The organism is Paraflavitalea soli, assembly GCF_003555545.1.
GTDB lineage: Bacteria > Bacteroidota > Bacteroidia > Chitinophagales > Chitinophagaceae > Paraflavitalea > Paraflavitalea soli.
On sequence record NZ_CP032157.1, the window covers coordinates 3,224,468 to 3,245,744 of the forward strand.

Here is a 21,277-nt window from a genome sequence, read left to right on the forward strand (position 1 = left end):
TTACTTACCGCGTTATTGGGTCAGCAATACAATTTGGGGTATCTTTAAACAAACCTTCCAAAGACCATTCCTTACGACCATGCAACCTGTCAAACTCATTTTAATAGCCTGCCTTTTAGGCAACAGCCTATTGTCCTGCGCACAGAACAACACCAACTGGAAAAATAAGAAATGCGCCGTAGCGCTTACGTATGATGATGCGCTGAACATCCACCTCGACCAGGTGATCCCTGCCCTCGATTCAGTTGGATTGAAAGCCACCTTCTACCTCATCGGTTCTTCCGATGCTTTCACCAAACGCATTCCCGATTGGAGAAAAGCAGCTGCCAAAGGTCATGAACTGGGCAACCATACCTTGTTCCATCCCTGTTATGGAAAACGGCCCGGCCGCGAGTGGGTGAGGCCGGAGCGTGACCTCAACAACTATACGTTGCAACGGATGACTGATGAGATCAAAATGAATAGTGTCCTGCTGGAAGCCACCGATGGCAAAAAGAAAAGGACATTGGCCTGTCCCTGCGGCGACACAAAAGTGCAGGACTCCAGCTACCTGTACGGCCTGAAAAATAATTTTGTGGGCTTTCGCGATGGCACTCCTGATGCCAATGCCGTAAACCCCTTTGCCAAAGTGACCGTACAGTGGGTAACTGTCTTTGATAATACAGGTGATCAATTGATAGCAGCCGTTAAGCAGGCTATGGAGGCCAACGCCCTGCTTGTATTCGTTTTCCATGGTGTGGGCGGAGACCATAACATCAATGTATCGGCAGCGGCGCACCGGCAATTGCTGCAATTCCTCAAACAGCAGGAATCACAGGTGTGGGTGGCGCCCTTTGTTGAAATAGCTGAATACGCAAAAAGCAAATAACGGAATAAGAGATTGAAAGAGGTCATACCACTTTAGCTAACAATATTTTCAGGCATTCGATATCTCTATTATCACCGCATCACAAACGGATAATCATCATACCGTTTCAAGGCCAGGCCGGTGCCACGCACCACGCTTTTAAGGGGATCGTCGGCTACATGGACGGGTAACTTCATTTTCTGGCTCAACCGTTTGTCCAGGCCCCGCAGCAAGGCGCCACCGCCGGTAAGGTACAAGCCACGACGGTAAATATCACTCGCCAGTTCGGGCGGCGTTTGTTCAAGAGCCCGCAGGATAGCTTCTTCGATCTTAAATACGCTCTTGTCCAGGGCTTCGGCAATTTCCTGGTAACTTACATAAATCTGCTTGGGGATACCGGTCACCAGGTCACGGCCATTGACGGGTATGTCGGCCGGCGGTTCATCCAACTCCTTCATCGCAGAACCGATCTGTATCTTGATCTGCTCTGCTGTGCGCTCACCGATCAATAAACTATGGTAGCGCCGCAATGATTCTGCTATATCACTTGTAAACTCATCACCCGCAATACGAATGGACTGGTCACATACAATGCCCGCCAGGGCAATGACCGAGATACCGGTGGTACCACCGCCTATATCAATGATCATATTGCCTACCGGTTCTTCTACATCGATGCCGATCCCCAGGGCGGCTGCCATGGGCTCATGCACCAGGTATACTTCTTTAGCGCCTGCCTGCTCCGCACTATCCCTTACTGCCCGCTTTTCTACTTCTGTAATGGAAGAAGGGATACAGATCATCATGCGCCAGGATGGACGAAACAGCGTCTTTTTGGGATACACTTGCTTGATCAATCCGCGGATCATTAATTCAGCCGCATTAAAATCGGCAATTACACCATCTCTCAAGGGACGAACGGTCCTGATATCGTCATGGGTCTTTTCATGCATCATCAAGGCCTTTTTACCCACGGCCAACACCTCTTTGGGGTTATTCCTGTTGAGGGCTATAATGGAAGGTTCATTTACTGTTATCTCGTCGTTGTGTATGATAAGCGTGTTGGCAGTTCCCAGGTCCATCGCAATTTCCTGTGTAAACCAATTAAATAAACCCATAGTTGTAACAAAATTAGAAGATGATAGGTAGCAGGACTTGAATATAGCCAATTTATTCCTAATAAATCCATTATGTAGCATAGCGGGATTGTACAATGTCCAAAAAACAAAAAGTCCCGTGCGCTGGCGCACGGGACTGTATCTGGATGACAGTAATCCTACACTACATTTTATTGATCGTAAAAGTAGCCGCAGTACCACTTACCTGGCTGGCCGATCCGGGACTTCCCGGAGAGCCGGTAGCACCCTTGGAACCGTTTGTACCGCCACCATGGCCTTTACCGCCACCACCGGCCGTACCTCCGGAACCACCGGCTCCAGGCGCTCCACCTTGCCCAAATCCACCTGGAGGAGCAATAGCTCCATTAGTGGTTACCAGGTTAGCCGAGGCAGTGGGCACATTAAGCACAATACCTCCGGCAGAATTTACGCCATTACCTGCATCGCCCCCACGGCCGCCGGAACCGCCCGGACCGCCGGCGCCACCATTACCGCCACTGGTGCCTGTGCATTCGCAGTTGGCACCTCCACCGCCGTTGCCACCATTGCCGCCAACGCCGCCATTGGCGCCATTGCTACCTGAGCCACCTGTACCGGAGCGAGTGAAGAAAAGCACAGGATGACTACTATTGCTCACCACCGAAGTGTTGATGGTAAATACTGCACTGTAACTGGCCAGTCCCGGACCACCAGGATTGCCCGGGCTACCAGTGGCACCGGGTGTACCGGGGCCACCAGGGCCACCATTATCGCCAGGTTCGGAGCCCGATACAGTACAGGTACCGCCGCTGCCTCCACCACCATTGGTACCGGTTGCACCTTTCGTAACAACAGCCCCATTACTACCCGTAGCACCAAAAATATTGAAATCACCAATATTGGGATTGCCATTGGTCCCATTGCGGATCAGCGTGTCCATAGTAAAGCCAGTGACCACTGTGTTGTAAAAATTGATATAAATGCCTTGGTTCAGGGTTACCGTACCGTAATTGAACACCTGGGGAGTTACCGGATTATTGATCTTGACCGGCGCTGTAGGCGTGTAGGGATCAGCGGAGGTAGCTTGTATCTGCATCGGGAAAGCGCTCTTGATACGCTCCCGGTCAGAAGGATGCAGCTCGGCATCGCCATAAATGTATTCATTGACCCGGCGGAGGGTGCCCGCAGCCGAACGGTCATCCTGCACACTGGTCAATGGCACATTGCCAAAAAGCTGGTTGCACAGGTCGGGATTGTTCTCCCGGTCAGCAAATACATTCGTGAGTGCTTTCAACTGTTCCACATCTTTGACCGTAATTAAAGAGGTGATGGGAATGCCCTGGTCCAGCAATTCAAGAGAGTGACCGAGCCGTTCAGCTCTTTCTCTGAAACTTAATTTCATTGTATAAATGTTTAGGTGAAGAAAATGAGGATTGATAAATAAGATCGTTGAGATAGCATACCGCTGCAGGCCGTCCCCGGCCATTGAGCCCATTCCTCCCCGGCGTTCCTGCTTGTCCATCTGTTCCTGGCAGGCCGTTGAGTGTGGCATTATCCATGGATACAGCCTTTCCACCCTTACCAGGCAATCCCGCCTTACCACCTTTACCACTCATACCTCCAATAGATCCGGGCGCCGTCATATTCACCTGGTCAACCGCTGTTTCGGGCACGTTGAGATAAATATTCGAACTGAGGCCACCATGCCCGGCATTGCCGCCACGACCACCGTTGCCGCCATGCCCCCCATTACCGCCATTACCTCCCGGTACTTTTATATTAAAGCCGTCTAATCCGGGTGCACCGTTGCCGCCGCCGCCGCCATGCCCGCCATCTCCCCCATCACCGCCATCGCCCCCGGCTCCCGCGGCTGAATACACATGCAGCCGTCCCTTCAATTCGCGGATAGTGATCTCGGCCAGCTTGCACATCCCCCCATTACGTCCTTTACCGCCATCGGCACCATCTTCAGCATCCGTAGCATCCGTACCCGGCAGGCGATCAAACACCTGCTCGGGTATCCAACGGCCAAGGATACTTGTTTCAGCAAAACCCGGTATACCATCAAGGCCATTAAGTCCGCTTACACCCGCTTTGCCATGCACCCCATTTTGCGGACCATGTCCAAAGTCTACCGAAAAAGGGGTAGGCAAAACGCCTATCTGGTAATCCAATCCCTTACCGGGATCGCCCAGGGTAATGAGCCGCTGACAAAGCATGGAAAACACATTGCCGCGAATCACTACCCTGGCGCCTTCTTCCAGCGCCAGCGTGCCAATATTTACGATGGTATATAATTCTTCCATCTCGCCCAGGTTCCATATTTCCTGTGGCATGGTCAGGTCCCAGGTCTCTCCTTTCCGTACTACCTTGTGCAACACAGAAACACCCTTCACGCATACCGGGAAATGACGGTGAATGCCTTTGGCATCATGCTCCGATATTGGCGCCCCGGCAAAAACTACGGCTTCGCCCCGGTCGTGTTTACCCTGCCCCAGTTTGGCACGCAGTTCATGCGCCGGACTGTAAAAAAAGGGCAGGCGTTTTTGGTGTTGCTCATCCGTAGCATTGCTGAGCACCTGGCGTGCAATATCAAAATTGTGTAAATGGAAATAAGTAGTGATCTCTTCTCCTGCAAGTAATGGCCCATGATCATGATCCATCAGCGAGGCTTTGTGCAGGAACTCCTGCATGGATTGTTCAGCAAGTGGCATAGCCGCTTGTACTGGATGTGTAGCGATCATAAAACATCGGTTAATATGGTGGAAGGATAATAACTGGTCACACGCGCAAAAGGACGCAGGCTGCACACCCACTCAAAATTGCGGAGCTGTGCCGGCCGGTCCACAAAATGATGGCTCACCGGATTGCGGTTATTATACCGGTAAAGAATGGTCTCATTGAAAACTATACGGTAAAAGCCGGCCATCTCCATCAGGGGAAACATGATGGCAGCATCTGCTGCTGACTGTAACCACTCCCCTTCCCTGTCTTTGAGGCAATGGTAGGCAGGGTCCTGGTCCGCAATGGCCAGGAAGAGCCCGGCACGGAAGGTGCGGATATGTGATACGCGCCAACCCTGTCGCAGGCTGGCAAGGTCTTTCGGTGAAGCATACGGGGCTGATACGCCCAGGTATCCGTCGGCATCTATATATTGCCCGTACATGATCCAGCAATCATGGCGTACATATTGCTCATTGATGAGAGAAAGCGCATTGCTACAGGCAAGTTGGTCATCTCCATCGAGGCAAACTACAATATCATCAGCACTACAATAATTGGTGATAGCCTGGTGCACATTATACACCGTACCCATCCTTTCTTCATTGCGCAACATTACTGCACTGAGTGCTGCCGGTGGTTCAAAGCGGGAGCTGGCATCCGTAGAAGCATCATCGATAAATATCACTTGCACATATGGATAATCCTGCATCAGCAGGCTATTAACACATTCCCTGAGAAAATGACCTGGATTATGGAAGGGAACGATGACGACCAGCCGGTTGAAGGTATCAGCTATAGCATGGTCCTTGCCCCGTATCATGTCAAAAGCCGTTTTGCGGGCCAGCACGGCGTATTCGGTCAGAGCTGGCGGTAAGTTATGTTGTCTTAGCAGGCGGTTGGCTGCTTCGATGGCTTCTGAAATGCGGCCGCAGGAACAGGCGCAGATCATGTACTCAAAAAGTAACTGGTACTCATAAACTGGTTTATCAATAAACAATTTATCATTTACAGGATAAGGAGGGTCCTGTAAGGCCACTGCTGCCATACAGTATCCCTGGAAGTATTGGTGATTTTCGCGGTAATAGCGGGCCATGGCCAACAGGGGTTCCAGTCTGAAGGGCCTTGCATCGAATGCAGCCATATAAGCGGCCTGCACAATGGGCCATTCACGGCCCAGCAGCCGCAGCATTTCTGCACGCTGGAAACGGGCATACCAATGCTCTTCTTCCCAGCCACCTCCTGCTATCCTTTTTTCATACCAATGCAGCGCTGCTTCATACTGTTCCAGGTCTTTGTACGACTGGGCCAGATAAAACATATAACGTTCATTATTCGGCTCTGTCTTCAATCCTTCTGTAAGCAATTGTACGTCGCGCTCAAATTTATCCGAACGACAGCCGCCATCACCATGATGTGTAAGACTCACTTCGGGCAGGAAGGCCCATTCCGTAGCAGCTTCTGTATGGATGTATTCATGCGTAACCCCGATATACCGCCAGGGGTATCGGCTACTCACCAGCATGGGTTGCGTGTAATCGAGACTACCTTCATAACGGATCTCATACACATCATGCTGCAGTTTGTGCCTGAACGGAGCTTTTACTTCCAGTGTCATATCCGCATCCATGATCAGCAGGTAATCGGCATGGCTACGCGCCAGGTCCAGTACTTCACCCCGATTATGCCCGAAGTTTTTCCAGGCAGTATGATGCAGCTCACCGGGCTTACCTTTCATTACTTCAGCAATTACAGCCGGCGTATCATCTTCCGAACCGGTATCGCAGATCACCCAATAGTCAATATGGGGCAGCACCGATCCTAGCGCCCGCCCGATAATGGGGGCCTCATTCTTTACCATCATGCACAGGCAGATGGAACGATCAGGTATTCTTGACATATCGTACAGAAAGTAAGTTGGTGATGGCAATTGAATTGGAGACATTTACCTTTTGCTGTGCCAGGAAGAACAGGGCATCGAAATTACTACCAGGTTGCTGGTTGTTGGCCGTGCCCGTCCAGTAATAACCTGTAGCGCCCATGCTGTTGAAATTGCCCTGCCCATCACCCATGCCGCCGCCCTGTGCGTTGAAACCGCTGGATCCGCCTGCTATCAATGCTGCATAAGCATTGGCGCCAAGCGATGTGATGAGGTTGTTCCAATCGGCCTGGCTGGGGATACGCCAGCCTGCCGGTGTGTTGGCCACAGCCTGGGCGGCCGAATAAAGCAGGCCATATGTAGTACGGTTACCGTTATCGTTGCCATAAGCTATGCAACCCGTGCCATAATTGTAATTGGCGGCCAGCCAGGTTTGGTTATTGAGGAATACGGTGGGATATACCTGCCCTCCCGGATCAACAAAGAAGCTGGCAGATATGAATATGGTAAACTGCAGGCTGTTGAGGTAATTGTTGTTGTTGTCAAAAGCCTGTAAGGTGAGGAATACGGCCGTATCCTGCGCTACCTGTATTGGCAGGGTGAGAGAAAACGTATCATAGGCAAGGGGCTGGATATTCGGTGTCTGGTCTTTCTTATAATAATTCCGTTCCAGCTGGGGTATGCCCGGCACACTGCAAAAGAGCTTGATATTATCCACATAGAACATGGACCATTTCAAAGGAATGGAGATATTCTGTGTAGGGCCCGTCAATTTTATAATGGAACCATTGACACCAAAGAAACCGAAGAGGCCGCGGGTAAGTGGCGCATCCTGCTTGGAGATATCGAGAATAAAGGTAGCCGGCTTGTAGGCGGTGGTACTGTTCATCATAAAGTTATTGAACGTAACCATCATTTGTGTATGACCAGCTGGTGTAAACGAATTGATATTGCTGAAGGCAAAAGTGAGGTTGGCATCTGCACCCGTACCGATGATGCCTGCATTGCCTTGTTGTGGGTACAGTGTCCATACCGGGTTAGTACCGGTGTGGGTATTGGTAGGGTTTTTATATCCCCATGCCTGGTCGGTCACCACGCTGGCGCCAATAGACCAGGCTGTGCCGGAATCATCGTCAGATGCCAATGCCCCGGCTGTATCTCCGTATACAAAAGAGACGGTGACGGTTGGATTGCCGGTCCAGGGTACGGAATCATTGTACAGGGGATTGGCGCCAATGTTCTTAATGTTGAGAAAAATAGTATTGCTCAGCGGATCGGTGGCTACGGATACATACACGGTGCCCTGGTTGTCGAGGCCCAGTTGCAGTACCGTGGTAAGGTCTACTGCCGCCGGAGGGGCGCTGGAATTGAGGGCCAGGTTTTGCGGCTGGGGACTAGCCGGCACATTGGTGCCATTGAGATTATATAAGTTCATCTTTACAGCATCAATGGTAGGTGATGCGGTGGCAGTAATCAGATTGATGGTAAACGTGAGGTTGGTGCCTGCGGCCCAGGTGCCGGAAGCATTGCCGTAGGTTAACAGCAACCCTTTATAAGGCGCATCATAACTGAAGCCCCAGCCCGGCTGCGATATATTGGAAATGGTCATCACAGCTTTCTGATCGGACGTAAAGAAGCTGGGCATAAATACTTCGATACCGGATGCACTATTAGAATCGCCGGTTTGTAAGGTAATATCGGCGCCGGTATTGTTGACGATGGTAATATTCAATGTGGCGGTTACCCCTACATATATCTGCGGCTGGTTATCGGCAGCAGGATTGGCCATGGAAAAATAAACAGGATCGGCAGAAGCGGTATATGTACTCATGCAATTAGTGAGTTAAGTATATAGGAAATAGGATCTTTTTACGAAGCATTATTGTTTGGCGGCAGCGGGTTGAGCGCCAGCCATCCCTCCTGCAAGGTCTGTATCGAGTATCCATACACAGGTGTTTCATTGACGGCGTTGGCCGCCAGTGGCGTTTCATTGGCAGCGCCGGGTGTTATCCACGACCAGGCATAACCCGCTTCTGCCGGCAGTGGCACGCTCATGCCCTGGGCCATCTGCAGCATCGGACGGGTAATGAAGTTCACCGCCAGGCTGTTCACGATGTCTGAATACTGATCGGGAGGTATGGAAATTTCACTTACCCCCAGTACACCCGTGGTGGCATGTACTGCTGCCCGTGGGTCTACCAGCATGGTAATACTCATGGGCTGTTGATTGAGCGTCACCTGGATGGTGGTATCCGTGGGTTGGGCCACCCCATTGGTCCAGGCGTCATCGGCGGCAGGCATGTAAAGGCTTTGGCCCGTATAGGGATTGCTGCTGCCGGTTTCGATTATGTAACCTACCAGGCCATCGTCGAGGTTGGCCAGGTCGCCCAGGCGGGCAGGGAATAACACATTGCCCAGGTTGGCGCTGCTAAAGGGCATGCGGGTGGGGTAACTCGTACGTCCATTGATCACATCCTGTGGAAAGGGACTATTCACATTGTTGTCTGCCTGGTTCAGCGGCAGCAGGTTGCCCAGGGTCTCCAGGGTCAGCACTGCGCGTGTGAGCGCCAGGGGCCGGCCAATGAGTACGGCCAGTGAATTGTCCTGCGCATAATTGGCCGGGCTCACAAAAGTTTCTGAATCCTGGATAGCCGTCATCATGTCTTCCAGGAAAGCGCCGGTCTGGTCAAAAAGGTACCACATGTAATTGGCCACATGCGCGTTGACGGTAGGTGTTCCACGCTGGCCAATATCGGTAATGAGCTGCTGTTCGCTGGTGCCGCTGTTGGCGATATTGCCGGCACGGGTGCGGTACACATTCGCACCGTGTTCTACACCGAAAGTGCCGATAGCAGTACCATCAGCATCGTAGAAGAAAAGGTCATTGTCGAGGTGATTGGGCATTACCCATCCACAGATGGGGGCTGTAGCCGGGTGCGTATTCGTTTCTACAAAGTCATCACTTACGCCTGATACCGCATTGTTGTGTTCGGCCGACAGCCATTTGAACCAAACCCTTGCAGGTGCTACAATACGCGGCGCCAGGTATACCCTACCCTGGTTTTGCTGGTCATTGGGATTGGGGGTCATGGCATAAGATGTAATGCAACTGAGACCGCCCTGCGGGCTGCGTGTAGCTGTAGTGAGGTCCATGCGTTGTCCAAATGCATCGACGATCTCGATACTCACAATATCCATAAAGCCGGCGCGCAGCGGACCGAAATTGCCCTGGGCCAGCAGGCCGACAGGAATAGGTTCGAGGCTGGTAAAGGCATCATCGTACCAGTTGTCATTGGGTGTGGCGCCTGCCGCCGCATTCACCTTTGGTGTATAATTATCCATGCGTCCGGCTACGAGGTTCTCTACGGGCACCTGTGCTACATAAGCAGTAAGCACCTGATTGGTATTGAAACCGCTCATGGCCTGGGAAAGTATCTTGCGGCCATCATACAGGGTAGCGATCTCCTGCAAGGTGGCATTTTCGGGATCGTTGGGATTGTTGTTGATATAATTGGTGATCTGGTAAGAGAGTACACCGGTAGCGCCTGAGCGCATGGTGGCATCATCTTCATAGCCAACGGAAGTAGCGGAAGTAAAAGGAACAGGGGTATTGCCGTTCATCTTGTATAAATAATCCACCCCGTCAGCATCCAGGTTGAAATAGTCGGTGATATTGGTAGGCGCATATAGCTGGTTGCTGTGATCCTTGCCCCACTGCAGGGGCTCCATGTTCACATTCCAGATCATAAAGATGGGCAGGAAGGGGTCTACCCGGTTGGTAGTAAATTCGGGCAGGGCTGTTTGTGTGTTCCAGCCTACGCCGCCGCTGGAGTAGCCATCATTGGTAGCATTGGTCCAGGTAACCGTTAGGGCCTGCGGTCCGGCAACATTAACAGCAGGTGCAGCAGTGGGTTTATAATTATCATTGTTGACCAGCGCAAAGAGGCTGGTAGCTGGCGGGGTGGGCACACCACCCAGGTTGGGGGCAATATCGAGTGGACTGAGCCCGCCCTGTGCATACATGAGTGAAATGGTAAAGTTGGCTGCTGATGCTACCGCCGGATTGCCGGTGCCGCCTGCCGACGCCAGAGCGGATGCCACCTGGCCGGCCAGCATGGGTGTAATGAGGAAGGCTTCGCCGGTGAGGGTCTGCACATCGGCCTGGATGGCAGCGGGCATATTCGCAGTTACTGCCGGCACACCAGGTACAGCGGCAGCATTGACAGTAAAGTTGTTGGAATTGTAATTGAAGAGGAGTTGCGTAAGTAATTCCTGGCTCAGTCGCACAAAAGTAGTGTCTCCATCGCCGTTACGCTGCAAGGGTTCCATCATCGCTCCTTCCATCAGGATCACAGGTTCGGATGGCAACTGGAAGTAATCGGCAATATCGCATTGCAAGGTCCACACAGCATCGGTAGTTTGCTCATTAATAGCTGCCAGGGCGTCCAACACGATCTTATAATTGTTGTACACGGCATAGGCCAGGCTGCCAGTGCCAACACTGGCCCCCGGTGGCACGATGCCGGTTACCTGTCCGCTGGCGGCGTCGGTGGTATACTGCAGCAGGCTAACGGTATTGCCGTAGTTGATCACATCATTCAGTTCACCGGCCGTAGAGGTCCAGATAAAATTATTCATCGTGCTCTGCGGAATATAACTGTCGGTAGCCTCGCCCTGGAACATTTTTACGAAGCGCACCCAATCCATGAACAGTTGCTTGCGGCGCAGGCTCAATGCCCCACGGCCCATATCGTATTGCTTCTGCGCACTGTTGAGCAGGTACAATTGCTCGGCCAGGGTAAGTGGCAGGGTTATTTCCTCGGCTTCGGTATTGCCATCGCTGGTGCCTTGTTTGGTATTTGTAATGAGCCAGTTGAAACCACCGGACACATTTTCAAAACCATTATTGTGCAGCGCCTCTTCGAGAGTAATCAGCTTGTTGGGGGTCTTTTCAATATTGGCCAGCAGCCCCAGTTGCAGGGCATCCAGCAGGTATTCGTAATTGGTGAGCACATTGGGATCATCGGTATCCTGTCCCATATCCACTTTCAGTAAAGCTGCCAGGGCTTCTTCAGTAGAGTTGCCGATGGCAATCTCGGTAGGTGCACTCCACACAGACATATTGGATTGCCCGGAAGACAGGAAATAAGTAGTGCCGGGATTGGTAACCATATTCCATACTACTTCCTGCACCGTACCGGCACAAAGAGTTTGTGTAGGCAGGTTGAGCTGGGTGATCTGGTATTGGTTGTTCACACTGGCCGACAGATCGCCCTGGTTGAAGGTCCACTTCATCATTTGCGAAGTGATCTGGTTGAAGAAGTCCACGGGCGTCATTTCGGGCACGGCCTTGTTGGCCAAGGTACGCTGTACATAATCATTGTACTGCTGCGTTACCTGTGCATCGATATCATTGAGCGGATCGGTGGTGGCATCGCTGAGCCAGCCGATCACCTGGTAGGTGCAGCGGAACTGGATGCCTGGATTGTTGTTGAGGATGGCCGTTTGTACATTGGGTTCATCGCTGAAATTATCCCAGAAGCCAAATACACTGCAGCACTCCGGATAGTAAGAACTGAAATAGGGTCCCACAAAACCTATGGAGGTAAGATAACAGTAATCGCCATCGGCGCCTTTTTGAGAAGGCAGGTAGTTGGAAGCAGGCTCGGTGGAAGGGTTCCAACTGCTGAGGTCTACCACACGGCCCATATAGCTGAAGGGCTGTTGCTGATAGACTGGGTTGGCAGGCAGAGGCACGGTGATGGCCGGGCGCCCGTCGGTCGGTTTATTTTGCGTAATATAATCGCTCTCCACTACCCAGCTTTTGGCAGTGGGCGTTCCATAAGTATTGGTTTGTTGATTGAGAATACTGAGGTAACGCGTTACCAGCCAACGGTTGGGCGCATGGGGAAAAATGATCTTTGGATTGCCGGGAAGCTGTTGTCCCTTTTTGAAATAATCCGGCAATTCCCAGTGCAGGTGTATGCCTGTGCCCAATGAGTTGGTGGGACTGATGAGGGGACCGCCACTATTGGTAACACCCAGGGGCTGGAAGATCTTGTCTCCGGTGCTGGCCATATTCTCATAGCTGTCGAGGGGATCGGCCCAGGGCATCTGTTCAAACAAAGCGGTCTTGCCCTGGAAGTTGCCTACGACTTTATTGTAATCATTTTTATTGGCGCGCAGCGCGGCTATATTGAGCGGAACGATTGCGTTCATAAGTTCATTGCTTTTATTGATTGATAAAACTTACCATCCCTACTCCTTCTGTCATTTCAAAACCCATGATAGCGGCATCGACAGTGGCCCCGTTGTTGACGGTTGAAATGGTACTGGCCAGGGCCTGCATATTGAGCACCCGCGTTTTCTTCGAACGAAAGGTGCTGCTGATATCTGTGGGTGTAGAGGTATCGCTCATGGTGACACTTTGCACCTTGGTACCATTAGGATTAGTAGTGGTGGTGATGGTAAATGTGTGGAGGTTCTTGACGGCATCAACAGGTTTTGTCTGCACCTGACAGCTATCCAAAAAGCAGTCGATCCCATAATGCAGGGCCTGCGGAGCTTCGTGGATGTCGATACGCCAGGCATCGCCTGCAATGAGGCAGATCATGGTATCGGATTTGGGGCCTAGTTGCTCCAGCCGGAGGATATCGAGCATCACGGGGTTCTTATCATCGGGGGTACCATTTACAGGATAGGCATTCACGCCCAGGCTGGGATAATCGAGCACGAGGGAAGAACGCAGCAGGAAACCGGTGATGATGGTAGGTACAGGCGGTGGATCGGTACCCAATAGTTTAGACCGCACTTTGGTGGTGAATGCAAAACTCTTTTGATGGACGCCGGGGGCTACGGCTGTATCCAGGTTGAGCATGGCGCTGTCGGTATCGGCGGTGAGGTTGCGCCCAATGCTGAAAGCACCATCGCTCAAAGCGCTTACCCAATTCTGGTCGAGGTAAAAGAAGCGGATGGACTCCTGCGGCAACATACGTTCGTCGGGTACCAGGTAGTTGAAGGGCACGCCATTGAGCAAGGCCAGTCGGCTGAGCCAGCTGGCAAGATCATCCGGCAAGTCGGGATCGTTGAGTGAAGCCATGATGGCGTTGGGACTGGCATAGGTGGTGGCCAGTGCGTTTTGCAGGTGCTTTCTGGTCAATGTCTTTTTCATAATGCATTTATTGCTTTAGCTTCAGCACAGTTTGTTTGAAAATGCTGCCTAAGGGGGCGGCAGTATGTGTACGGGCTCCTTGCAGCGTGACAGGCGGCAGTACATTGAAATGCTGCATCATCACGGTATTCTCCACATTGTTGTTGACCTGTTGTCCCAGGCCTTTCTTCCAATTATACAGGCCGGTAGAAAAGGAAGTATCCTGCAAGGCTACCATTCGCCCGATGGTCCAGGCGGCAGCATAAGAAGTATCCAGCATACCCGTTGTAGGATCAAAGACGGTAGCGGCATCCGGCGAAGTAATGGGCAATTTGAGGGGGGCAGCGCCGGCATTTGAATAAGGCACCAGGGGCCCACGATACCAGGCTACGTTTTTCTCGGCGGTGCGCATGGTCTCATTGAGGGGAACATAACCCATATTGAAAGCACCTGCCACCACTTTATTGGTACCGTCATAGGGCAATCGAATATTGGTATTGCTGGCAGATACACCACTGCCGGGTGTACAGCCATTGAGGCTTTCGAGGGTATGTACAAAAGTGGCGGGCTGGCCGGTGCTGAAGAAAGTCCAGTTGGCCAATACTGCCAGGCGTATAGTATCGGTTGCTGTAGCAGGTGGATTGGAAGGAATGGAACCATTTGCCTGGGGCAGAAACGCTTCCAGCCCTTCGAGGGATACCAGGTAAGCCTTTGTCTTACGTTGTGTATTGGGCAGACGATTGCCGAACACGATGGAAAAGCTGCCGGTAGGTTCTCCGTTTGAATCGCCATTGGTAGGCTGGTTGATCAGGCTCACCACGCGCACGTGGGCCATCAGTTCCAGGTCTTCTACCGAAGGGGCCAGTTGCCAGAACAATCCCATTGGTATATCCACTACGTTAATAGTATCGGTAGTTAGCTGACCGGGCTCCAGGTCGGCCAGGTCTGTTGCATCATAGAAATAAGAATAAGTATTGGCAGGTATCTTACTACCGGAGTAAGCTGCTATCGGGAAAAGGTCGCCGGTGGTGCAAACCGTTATGCTATTGGTGAGTGCCGGAAAAGCAGCCTGGTCATCTTCATCGAGCAACAGCACCCAAAGCCAGGTGGGCACATCGGCATCTACATCCTTACCCGGCTGTGGCGGAGTATAAGGTTCGTCAATGGTAGGATAACGGGTCCAGGGAAAGGTTTCTTTCTTGAACACCACATGCGGCAATACATTGGAGAATTCGCCCGAAGCATTGTCATTGGGAAAAATGCTGCTGATCACGCTGCCGGGACTCGACAGGCTGAAGCGATCGGCCGTTACGGCAAAGGTGTAACTGTTGCTGTAGGCTTCACCACTTATGGGTGTTTTGCCATCGCTTTGAAATATCTGCTGGTTTACCTGCAACTCATACATGCCGGCATCGAGGCCCGGCAAAGCATGCTGCACAAAGGAAACCTGTTCATTCAGCAGGTATTGTTCGCTATTGGTATCTGGCATTGTTTCAATTATTTTAATGAAGTGATCTTATGCGGCATTGTTGGCGCTGAGTACAGCTACCATGGGCCAGTCGGTCAGCATTTCGGTACTACTCATATTGGTAAGTGTTACTTCCGCAGCAGCGTAGGTATCCCAGCCATTGGCATTCAGGTCGTTCAGAATGGCATTGCGCTGACCACTTACCCAGGTTTGTGTGAGGGCCGACAGCACGTAGCCGCTATTGTCGAGTACTTGTGAACTAGCGCCACTCACGGTGATATTAAACGTCTGCGCCTGATCGTCTTCTTTCACCTGGAGGGTATAGCTGGTATCGGGCTGAGCAGACGTATAACTAAAATTGGTTTCTTCACCACCGGTAAACAGCAGGTCGATCAGCGGTACATTGTTTACCGTATCAGGATCGCGCGGTACGGGTGTAATGTTGAAGCCCAACAAGGTCTCCGGAAGCAGCGTGGGCGTATTGGCATCGTTGGTTGATAACTTAGGATCGCCCCAAAGTGCGGTATTGCTGCTGCCGAGCACAGGGTCTATCGTTACATTGTTGATGAAGTTGCTAAACTGGCCCTTCCCATCAGTATTTGCCCGTTTGCGCAGGGCAATGGTATGTACCGACTGTACGTCGGTGATCTTCATCGGCTTCACATTGATATCCGGATTCCACACCTGTGTGTCCGAATAAGTTTTGGTACCCGCAGCCAGTTCGAGATAAGGATGGACGCTCGTATCTATGCTGGCGCTGTTGTACTGGGTAGGATCATTGGGAATAGGTGCGGTAGTGCTGGCGCCTGAAGACCAGTTGGCAAAATTGGCCGGGATGGTAGTGGAAGTAACAATGTTGAAATTATCCGGATCCACCAACCAATCCCAGGTTTCACCATCCTGGCTGGTAGCATCTTTACCCAGGAGACCTACTGATACGGAAGCCGATACGTTGGCAGTGGTAGCGGGCTCATCGGTCAGCGGCGCAGGTGCTTCAGCCGCCAGGCTCATGGCTTTGATGCCGCGGGAAGCTTTCAGTTTTTGTTGCTGCGGTGCAGGTTGTTTGGCGCTTACAGGCGGTGGCAGGAAGTTTTGTTCCAGGTTTTGCCAGGTAACGGGTACCGGCGCTGCTGCATCTGACCCAAACTTGATGGTGATGGTAAGGATGTCGAGGTCCACATTGGCAATACCGCCAAATGGTGGTCCCCACAATTGCAGGTCGGCGCCTACATGTATCTTGATGGTAAACAGGCCTACGTTGAGGCTGCAACCGATATTGACGTAGGCATCGGCTTCGTATTGGAAAGGTGACCAGCCGATGAGGAAATCAGCGCCGAGGTTGAACCAAACTTTCACCACGGTAGCATCGAAGGTGGCAGACACGGCCATACCGGCCATGAACATGGAAGGTGTGAGGGCCAGGTAAGCTGAACCGGAAGCCTGGAAGGGCCCCAGGTTGAACGTAACACGGATACGCGGTACTGCCGGGTACCAGTCGGGCTTTACAAAAGCCGGATGGTAACCCCCGAGGCTCACCACAAAATCGCCTTTGTGCTCGCCGGCAAACCAGAGATAGAAAGCAAAGCCGCCGCTGAGTTTTACAAAAGGCCCTAAAATATAAGAAGAGGGGGTAATAACGCCTGCTACATTGATGAGGCCGGTAGAAGGTGTGATGGCCGCTACCAGGTTTACCTGGATGCTGGCCAATGCATCGGGTGAGCCTTCCGGCAATACGATGGCACAACTACCCAGCAGGGCTATCTGCATGTCTACTCCAAAGGAGAAAGTGAGCATGGCAAAAGCAGATACCATATCGAAGGAAGTAAACTGTACACCAAAGCCTACCCAATACTCACCGGGTTCGTACTTGATCACGCTGCCATCCTGCAATTGTTTGATCACACTGGTGAGTGCATTTTGCGCATTGCCCTGCGGCGGCGCCATATTGGGCAGCAACAGGTAGGTGGGCAGTGTTTCGATGGTGGGCAGTACCAGGGCATAGTTGACCCCGAAGCCAAAAGCCAGGCCCGATACATAGAAGAAGGGCGGACCGCCCAGGGGCACTTCCAGGTTGGCATAAATAAAGAAGGCTGCCGGATTGCTGTTTTGCGCAGGCGCGTAACCACCGATGGCCTTGAAACCAAACTCAGCCACCTGCACGATCACTTCTCCAAAGTAGTTGGTAATATTTGTTTTGGGATCAACTGATTTAAGGAAAGCGCCACCGATCTCCAAACCTGGTTCACTAAAATCCATGCCCAGGCCCTGGATATCGAAGCTCACGGAATTGCCGGCAGGCATACCGGGCAATGGCAGCGGAAAGGTGATGCAAAGTCCTTGTACATCGAGGGTAAAACCGCCCATTGACATACCAGCGGAGATACCGAATGTAGCTTCGCCCGATGAATAGTTGAGCCCGATCTTCTGCAGGTTGACGGGGCCAAAGGTTTTGTTGACATTGATCCAGTGCGCAGGACTGGCCGGCGGACTGGTTTGTACGGTATTCTGCGGATTGTTATAATAGGGCGCGGGATTAGCCGTGGGTGTTGCTTTGGGCAGGGACATGGGCAGGGCAAAGTTATTTTCTGCCGTATCCGATCCCTCGCGCATGAGCCCCGCAGTAAGCGAGAAGCCCCCCTGCCCTAGTGAAAAGGATGTTTGATCGCCTGTAGTGCTTACGGAATAATTGTTTTTCTCTTTACCATCACCAATGGTGCGGGTGTAAAGCGGATTGGCGGAAGTGTCTACCTTGGGAATATTAAAGGTGACCGGCTTGCCCGTTGTTTTGGGATCGGCATTGGTATAGGAAAAGCCGATATGCTTCAGTGTATATTCATTGAATACGGGAATACTTCCCACCAGCGGCAGGTTCTTAAAGGCCAGATCAGTATCAATGGCGGCGCCTACCACATACGGGTTCGTGCCGGTTGAGCCGGATTGCATGACGGTATCGGCATAGAAAGTCAGGGTTACTTTATCCGTGTTGCCGCCATTGGAATATACGAGGTCGAACTTGGCGGCTACACCCAGTTCAGTGGTGGTTGCTCCCGTTTTGGGCGAGGTATAGATCACCTGTCCTGCCACATAATCAATGATGGCTTCGAGGTTGAGCTCGGGCGGCAATTGCACATCGAGGCCAAACTGTTGGCCTACAAAACTCATGAACGAACCGATGTCGATCACCGCGTTCTGTACACAGCCATTAAAAGTATAGATGGTGGCCGTATTGGTGGTGGTCAGTTCGGCGGCGAGCGCCACGGGAATAGAACCAATTTCCAGGTTGACGCCTATTTTGAGATCTACGTTGGTGGACATAGTTACAGGTTGAGGAATGCTTAAGAATTGGATGCTGTTTGTTGGGTTTGTGAAGACGAGCCCGAAGTGGCAGAGAAAGCAATGGACAGGCTTTCAATCTTCAACCACTTATTGAGGTCGCCTGGCAGGGCTATGAGGCCTGTTGAGGGATCCGTGCCTTCCACATCGAGGTTGAAGGAAAACAGGAACTCTTTGGTAGATGAGTTGATCGAGAACTCATATACATTCACCATCGCCTGGTTGGTCGAATTGAAATTGGCCGGCGTAAGGGAGGGAATAGCCTGTGAGATCAATCCCATATCAGGACTTTGGGACAGGTCGGAAGCACCGAGTTTGGTCTCGATGAAATTGATCACATCCCCCAGGTAGACCGTCACCGGCGGATCGCCGGGCTGCAGGTCGAGCTTGAAGAGAAACCCATTGGTCACACCGTCCTGCGATTGGTCATCCCCAAAAGCGATCTCCGAGGCCAGCGGCACAGTTTGTTCGCCGATCAGCAAGGTGGCTTTGAAATTAATAGCGGTACTACTCATGGTATAAAGTTTACGCCGTACAGTTAGGCCGAATAGGCAACTGAAAGGCTGAAAGATTCAAGTGAGAAATTCTCGAATATGCCAAACTGCCCCGACATAGCGATCTCAAATCCAAAATCGGAGATGGTGCCCGTAGTCACATCAGCATCGGAATAGAAATCAAACTTCTGCAGGGTAATGTTATTACCGATACCCAGATCGGTAGCCTGTCCCAACAGGTCTGACACGATCTGTGATACCGGCTGGTTATAGGGATTATCGAAATTGCCCGACAGGCTGAAGTTTGGTTCATTGGGCGGGTTGGGGAATCCCATTTGCAGGTCGAAGCTGAAATCAGGATTGGCGGTATCACCCGGCCGGTTGTAATTACACAACACAAAATTGCCTTCCAGTCCCCAGGTAGGCGCAGGGGTTGTATTTACATTGGCCACGTTGATCCATACAGCCAGCGGATCGAGGTAGAGGGCCTGTTTGTAAATAGGTATATTGGTAATACCAATAGAAATATCAACTCCATTTACTACCACGCTAAGCGAAGGAGAAGTACTTACGTACAGTGTAACGCCCAGGCTCAGCAGTTCCAGCTTTGTTTGGTTATTATAATAAGGCCCTAATTGTGTAGCCGGGAAACAACTACTGAAATCGTTGCTGCCTGGTACCAGGAAATTCAGGTCGCTGAGACCAATGCCGAAATTGGTAAAGGTGGCGGATATATGAAAGAATCCATCCGACATAGGTATTTGCGTCGTGAGGGTGCCCGTCCCACTACCCAGGGCGATCGTCATGCTCAGGTCTATCTCATCTGTTGTGGGGTCATCACTGCTGGTTTGCTGGGTGGTGGTAACAGTCACAATGCTGATGCCGGCGCTTTTTAATAGCTGTCCGCCGATGATCGGAATGCAGGCAGCCAGGGCGGTGGTCAGGGCAGTTGTATCGGATGCCTGCAGGTTTACGGAAAGGGTATTGTTATCGGTTGTCACGGTGCCCGTCATAGCAATGGTAGTGACGCCGGTTAATTTGGCCAAAACATTCATGGCATTGCCGGTGGCTGTGAGGTCGAGGTTAGCGCTGAATGCCGTACCCGTGACAGGCGATGTGCCGGTAATGTCAAATACCAGGATGCTGAGTATACTGTTGGCCAATGCCGGGTAAGTGCTGCCATATTGATCGGTGAATTTCCAATTGGACATAGTCGTTGTTTTTTTGTGTTACCATTCTATCACTACAGGCATGTGGTCGCTTACTTTGTTGTAAGCATTTACCAAGGCTACGAGGTTGGTGCCCACCAGCAGGGGATAACCAAACGTATTCATATCACGGGCCTTACCGATCATATCCACTACCAGTTCCTGGGGAGCGCCGGGCAGGGCTGCGTTGTATATAATATTATCATAGGCATCGCTCAGGTAATTGGCCGGCGGCGGCTGGGTATTGGCCGGCTTGGTACGCACACTCGACAGGGTGCCATTGGGTACCAGCGTGCCATAGGCGGGCAATCCTGTAAAGGGAAACACGTTCTGGGTACCACCGGGTATATTTTTAACGTAATAGGAAGCAGGGTTACAGTTAAAATCACCCATGATGAAGGTGTTGGTCATGGAGGCCGGACTGATGCCGGGCAACTTAACACAATACTCTATAGGGGGACGGTATTTGACGCCATTGGCGCCTTTTGGTGGCGGAGCATGGATGCCTACTACCTGGAAACTGTCGGTACTGTTGAGTACCTGGAACAACGCGCCATAGGGCGTGCGTGGGTTGATCCATTTTTGGGAAGCGTGATCGCGGAAAGCCTGGGCCGATAATACTTTTAGTCTTTTGGTATTGTAGAGGATGCCGACTGTTTCATGATAGCCTACGATCTGCGGTGTAATGTAATCGTATGTATAAGGCGGGTTATTATTATTGGGATATATCTGACCAACAAGGGTATTCATGGCTGACCTGATCCCTTGGAGGGTAGGAAGACAGGTGCCACTGACACCCTGGCCTTTGCCGGTACCGCCTGTTTTCAACTCAATAACAACAAAAATATCTGCAGGGTTGGTAGTCAGTCCTGCAACAGCATTCCAGCGTGGCCTGCCCATCACGAGGCCCATCATAAAATCGAGCACATTATTGCCCAGGCCGAAAGCTCTATAGGTAGCAGCGAAGGCATTCGACAGTTTGGTTTGCCCAATATTCTTCAGGTTCCAGGAAACGATCTTCATGGTAATTAATTGAGGATGACAATAAGGAATCAGCCAGACAGACTAAGCCTGCCTAAG

At 51.6% G+C, this 21,277-nt stretch carries 13 protein-coding genes; 1 reads left to right on the forward strand and 12 read right to left on the reverse strand.

Going from position 1 to position 21,277, the window contains the following annotated elements; translation table 11 throughout:
- Positions 1–79: 79 nt before the first annotated feature.
- The gene (locus tag D3H65_RS11865) at positions 80–868 is read left to right on the forward strand and encodes a polysaccharide deacetylase family protein (protein ID WP_119050520.1); all 789 of its coding nucleotides are present in this window, start codon (positions 80–82) and stop codon (positions 866–868) included.
- A gap of 71 nt (positions 869–939) precedes the next feature.
- Here the strand turns inward: D3H65_RS11865 and D3H65_RS11870 are convergent, their stop codons facing one another.
- The 12 genes from D3H65_RS11870 to D3H65_RS11930 form a co-directional block, all read right to left on the reverse strand.
- Positions 940–1,965, reverse strand: coding sequence for a rod shape-determining protein (locus tag D3H65_RS11870; RefSeq protein ID WP_119050521.1), 1,026 nt, complete (start codon positions 1,963–1,965; stop codon positions 940–942).
- Positions 1,966–2,128: 163 nt separating this feature from the next.
- Positions 2,129–3,346, reverse strand: coding sequence for a hypothetical protein (locus tag D3H65_RS32905; RefSeq protein WP_162915574.1), 1,218 nt, complete (start codon positions 3,344–3,346; stop codon positions 2,129–2,131).
- The gene (locus D3H65_RS32910; protein ID WP_162915575.1) at positions 3,318–4,688 is read right to left on the reverse strand and encodes a hypothetical protein; all 1,371 of its coding nucleotides are present in this window, start codon (positions 4,686–4,688) and stop codon (positions 3,318–3,320) included. The genes D3H65_RS32905 and D3H65_RS32910 overlap by 29 nt, the downstream gene beginning before the upstream one ends.
- A complete protein-coding gene (locus tag D3H65_RS11890) occupies positions 4,685–6,565 on the reverse strand; it encodes a glycosyltransferase (protein ID WP_162915576.1) in 1,881 nt (626 codons plus the stop codon). Before D3H65_RS11890 ends, D3H65_RS32910 begins: the two co-directional genes overlap by 4 nt.
- Positions 6,549–8,375 carry an FISUMP domain-containing protein gene (locus D3H65_RS11895; protein ID WP_119050524.1) on the reverse strand — a complete coding sequence of 609 codons (1,827 nt, stop codon included), beginning with the start codon at positions 8,373–8,375 and terminating at the stop codon, positions 6,549–6,551. Before D3H65_RS11895 ends, D3H65_RS11890 begins: the two co-directional genes overlap by 17 nt.
- 38 nt (positions 8,376–8,413) lie before the next feature.
- Entirely contained in the window at positions 8,414–12,763 is a 4,350-nt protein-coding gene (locus D3H65_RS11900; RefSeq protein WP_119050525.1) for a hypothetical protein, read from the reverse strand.
- A gap of 13 nt (positions 12,764–12,776) precedes the next feature.
- Positions 12,777–13,715, reverse strand: a complete 939-nt coding sequence (locus D3H65_RS11905; protein WP_119050526.1) for a hypothetical protein — start codon at positions 13,713–13,715, stop codon at positions 12,777–12,779.
- A 7-nt stretch (positions 13,716–13,722) separates the two neighbouring features.
- Complete coding sequence (locus D3H65_RS11910; protein ID WP_119050527.1) at positions 13,723–15,183, reverse strand: hypothetical protein; 1,461 nt, start codon at positions 15,181–15,183, stop codon at positions 13,723–13,725.
- 27 nt (positions 15,184–15,210) lie between these two features.
- Positions 15,211–18,477 carry a DUF6603 domain-containing protein gene (locus D3H65_RS11915; RefSeq protein WP_119050528.1) on the reverse strand — a complete coding sequence of 1,089 codons (3,267 nt, stop codon included), beginning with the start codon at positions 18,475–18,477 and terminating at the stop codon, positions 15,211–15,213.
- 20 nt (positions 18,478–18,497) lie between these two features.
- Positions 18,498–19,010 carry a hypothetical protein gene (locus D3H65_RS11920; RefSeq protein ID WP_119050529.1) on the reverse strand — a complete coding sequence of 171 codons (513 nt, stop codon included), beginning with the start codon at positions 19,008–19,010 and terminating at the stop codon, positions 18,498–18,500.
- A 23-nt stretch (positions 19,011–19,033) separates the two neighbouring features.
- Positions 19,034–20,200 (reverse strand): hypothetical protein, encoded by a 1,167-nt coding sequence (locus D3H65_RS11925; protein ID WP_119050530.1) that lies wholly within the window; start codon positions 20,198–20,200, stop codon positions 19,034–19,036.
- 18 nt (positions 20,201–20,218) lie between these two features.
- Complete coding sequence (locus D3H65_RS11930) at positions 20,219–21,220, reverse strand: exonuclease/endonuclease/phosphatase family protein (protein WP_119050531.1); 1,002 nt, start codon at positions 21,218–21,220, stop codon at positions 20,219–20,221.
- Positions 21,221–21,277: the final 57 nt, after the last annotated feature.